Genomic DNA, 4,417 nt, shown 5'->3' with positions numbered 1-4,417 from the left:
TGAGTTCAAACGATGGTCTGCCGTTTGGCGCGAGCCTCACTTTCCCAAGAGTTCGGTCATGCGGTGCGTGACATTTGGCATGCACAGCATGCCCTACTCGTCTTGGCATGCACAGCATGCCCTTCCCGTTTTGGCATGCACGGCATGCCCTACGCCCGGTTGCGTTACAGGGCGGCTTTGAACTGTTCCAACTGACGGAGCATCGGGGGTGAGAACGGGTCAAGCTTGATCGCTTGTTCCTGCGTGATGACCGCTTCTTCGATCCGGCCGAGTGCAAAGTAGCAACGGGCACAGGTATCCAGCCGCGCGGCGCGGTACATCAGATCTTCCGAATCGAGGAACTCCAACGAATCCAGACTGCACTTCAACGCACGTTCGTAATCGCCTTCGGTGTTGGCGACCAACCACGCGTATTGATTGTACGCTTCGCCCAGTTCCGCCTTGTAGTCTTCCGGCTTGATGATCTTTTTGCGGGACTCGATCCGGGAGATTCGCTGCTGCAGTGCATCGCGATTCTGGACAATTTGTTTGATCACCGATGGCTTCCAATCGGGGTCGCCGGGATCATCCAAACGATACATCCGAATCAGGATATCGATGTTGTCGTTGTCAAATCGATAGGCCAGTTGCAGCTTGCTTTTGACCTCGTTCAACGTCGCCCGATCGTCAGCGTTTTTTTCCAGCAACGCGAGACCGCTTTCGTATTCGTAAAGGCTGCGGATCCGACTCAGGCTGATTTGCCATCGCGACATTCGCGATTGATAAAGGCGATCTTTCTTGGCCCGATCGGCGATCGGAAACAACACCGTCGCGGCGTCTTCGTGCCGCAGCTGTTCGCTGAACATCCGCGCCAATTCCTGACGCGCGCTGACGCCGACGATTGATTCGATATCGCAATGCTTGATGATTTCTCGATTTTCGCGTTCGGCCCATTCGAATCGCCCTCGCGAACGCAGCAACAACGCGGCTTGATAATGGGCATACGCGATCTCTTGCAGCTGGTGGTCGGTGATCGCGTTTTCGTCCGCTTTCGGTTTTTCCGCCTCACCGGGTTCGGCAGCATCACTCGCGGCGACTTCGGGCAGGGGGTTGATCTGCAGCGCGTCCGCGGCGAGTTCCTCTGCCAACTCGCTCTGGCCGATCTCGTCATAGGCTTGCGCGGCCGAATACAGCAACTCGGCGTTTTCGCCAAAAGCGTGTTGATGCCGTTCGTAGAGTGCGACCACGATCGGGAACAGTCCTTGGCGAATCGACCACCCGGCATGCTCGGACAGATCGCGAGTGGCCGGGGCGATCAGATCGATGTGTTCCATCACCAGCGACAACGCCGCCTCGCGTGCGTCTTCGGCCAGGGCCCGCGTGGCCAGCACGCGAATCATCTGCATCACCGACGCCGACGTGACGTCGGGGCTGACCCCCGCATCGACCTGCCTGCGCTGCTGGCGGACGAGTTCTTCCCAGCGTTCGGGCGAGTAACTTCCCGCCTGCAGATCCTTTGCGTAGGCCAGCAACCACTGTGACGAATCGCGTGGGTTGTCTCCGATCACCGCTTCGATCCGTTCGGCCAAGCGACGTCGGCTGACCTTTTCGCGGCCGAGCGGCTGCTTCAGGACCAACATCGCCGCGCGACGACTGAGCGGGACGCTGGGATCGAATCGTGCCAGCCTCGCCAAGGCCTCGACCCCCATTTGGTCACGCAAACGCCCCAGCAGCTCAATGCGTCCCAGTCGGTCGGCTTCGCTTTGGGCGCCATATTCGCTGAGGATCTCTTGGACTTCTTTCGGATCCGAATCCTTGGACCAGCTGACTTGTAGGCTGCTGATCAGATAGCGGGCGGCCGACAAGATCTCGCTGTCGTCATGGTTTTGAGCCTCGCGAAGGGCATCAAATGCCTCTAGCCCGTACATCTTCAGCTGATTCCGGGCCCGCATTCGGGTGGCATAGCTGTCGCTGCCGAGTTTTTCGATCAGTTCTTGGATCAACTGGTCGGTCGTTTTGGCTTTGTCATCGGCCGGACTGTCACCGTCAGCTGCCCGAGCGACGCCGATTGAGCCTTGGCAAAGCCCCCCGACGAGCAAAAGGGCGGCGCACCAGGTCCAGACGAGGCGTGGAGCGTGTTGCAGAGGTTGGAGCATCTTTCCGACGGCCGACGAGGAATTTCAGTTTGATTAACCGCTCGTATTCTATCGATTCGACCAAAATTGTGCAGCTGGAATGCCCGCCCGCCTGCCCCGGCGATCTAAAATCCGCCTCGCAATGCGGGTCGATCATGCGTTTTTGTCGCTCGAGTTGCTGTCAGACGCAAAAATCTGGGTGACGACACGAGTTCGCGGCCAAGAATCGCTCGATGCAATCGAAGTTCCCAGCGAGCGATAAACCAGCTAATATCCCTGCATGGAACGGCCTTTCGCCAGAGTTTTCTCCCCCTTTCAAGTTGATCCGCAGCGACGAATGACGCGAAAATCGAAGAATTCGAACGACACTGGCAAAGCCGCCAAAAAAACACCCTCGCGTGCCGAGTCGGCTGCGTCGTCGGATGACCGGACACCGGAACAACGATTCGGCGACTCGATCCGCACCTCCGCCCAGCGGGAAACTGTTGAGGCGTTTGTGGTCGCGTTCGTGTTGGCGCTGCTTTTTCGCGCGTTTGTCGCCGAAGCTTTTGTGATCCCGACCGGCTCGATGGCGCCGACGCTGATGGGGGCTCACAAGGATATCGATTGCCAACAGTGCGATCATCGTTTCCAAATCGGTGCCAGCAAAGAACGCCGGGGGCCGTACCAAGACGACACGGTTGTGGGTGGTATTTGTCCCAATTGCCGCTACATCAATAACCTGGATCTGGCCGACAACAGCAACGCCGCCACCTTCAACGGCGACCGGATCCTGGTCAGCAAGTTTGCCTACACGCTCAGCGAGCCCGAACGCTGGGACGTGATTGTGTTCAAGTTCCCGGGGAACCCGAAACAGAACTACATCAAACGGCTCGTCGGGCTGCCCAATGAAACGATCAGTGTCTTTCATGGCGATGTCTACGCGGCACCGACCGATGAACCGACATCGGATGTCATCCTCCGCAAACCGGCCGACAAACTGTTGGCGATGCGGCACCACGTCTATGACACCGACCAGCAGTCGGACTTGCTGATCAAGTCCGGCTACCCCAGCCGAATCCAACCGTGGCGAGAAAACACCTCGGCCCCGCCCGAGGACTCTTGGACGATCGATCGCAGCCAAGACGGTTTGGTCGCCTCGGTCGAGCCCAAGAACGAGACCGAGACCCACTGGCTGCGTTACTTCCACCGCTGGCCGACCGACACGCAATGGAACACCGCCGCCAAGGGCGGGCCGCTCAATACGGTTGCCCCCTACAGCAGTCGACTGATCACCGACTTCTACGCCTATGACTGCTACATCACGGTCCCCAGTCGCGATGTCTATGAAACAACACCCTCCAACGCACGTTGGGCCGGTAAGCCGCCATGGAATCCCGATTACAAGTCGGGTGGTCCGTTGGCACAATTCGGCGGCGATGCCCGCTTCGGCGAACGCGGTATTGCCGATGACGGCTTGCACTGGGTCGGTGACCTGATTGTCGAATCCGAGGTGACTGCGTCGAGTCAATGCAAGGAATTGACGTTGGAATTGATCGAGGCCGGGATTCAGTACCAATGCCGCATCGATCTGACAAACGGCAACGCCAAACTCGTCATCTTGGACGGTGACCAATCGCTGCAGTTTACCGGCACCGATGGCAAACAAGCGGCTTCGGTGCAAGGAGCCAGCGGGGCGCTGGCCGGCGAAACGTTTTCGGTCCGATTCAGCAACTGCGATGACCAACTGTTGCTGTGGGTGGACGACGCGTTGGTGGAATTTGACGGGCCGACCACGTTCGACGCCCGAGCCTTTCATGGCGACGACGAAGCGTATCCGCGATACCAAGCGGGCGTCCATCCGATGGACGCCGCACCGGTCGGCATCGCAGTGCGTGGCGGGGCAGCAACGGTCGATCGAGTCAAAATTGATCGCGACAAGTATTACGTCGCCACCGATAACAGCTCGTTCGGCATCTTTGACTACGACATGAACGAGCTTTACCAACTCGCTCAACCAAACATTAGCTTTCGAGACATCCAAGACGTGATGGCGCGTCCCGACCTGTGGGAACAGTTCCCCGTCTGGCAAACACGCCGCAAGGTGACGTTTCGCTTAGAAGAAAATCAATTCTTTCCGATGGGCGATAACAGCCCCGAAAGTCTGGATGCCCGCTGTTGGGCCGGAACCAAACTGGGTGCCCGACTGCCCGACCGGTTCCGCGATCAAGCCTACGCGTTCGCCGATGCCTCCTACGTCCCACGCGATTTGCTGGTCGGCAAAGCACTGATGGTGTTTTGGCCCCACCCCTGGAATTCGCCCG

Annotated in this window: 2 protein-coding genes; one reads left to right on the top strand and one right to left on the bottom strand. The window is 58.5% G+C overall.

The genetic code is table 11. The features are described 5' to 3' along the window. Positions 1 to 164: 164 nt before the first annotated feature. Entirely contained in the window at positions 165 to 2,135 is a 1,971-nt protein-coding gene (locus ABX749_RS23690) for a hypothetical protein (protein WP_372898171.1), read from the bottom strand. 316 nt (positions 2,136 to 2,451) lie between these two features. Between ABX749_RS23690 and lepB the strand changes: the two genes are divergently transcribed. After that, positions 2,452 to 4,417, top strand: a 1,966-nt coding sequence (lepB, locus tag ABX749_RS23685; RefSeq protein ID WP_372898170.1) for a signal peptidase I, incomplete at its 3' end; no start/stop codon positions are given.

The sequence above is a fragment of the Stieleria sp. genome, assembly GCF_041595215.1.
Taxonomy (GTDB): Bacteria; Planctomycetota; Planctomycetia; order Pirellulales; family Pirellulaceae; genus Stieleria; species Stieleria magnilauensis.
The sequence above is the reverse complement of the archived record's forward strand: the minus strand, read 5'-3'. Positions and strand labels throughout refer to the sequence as shown.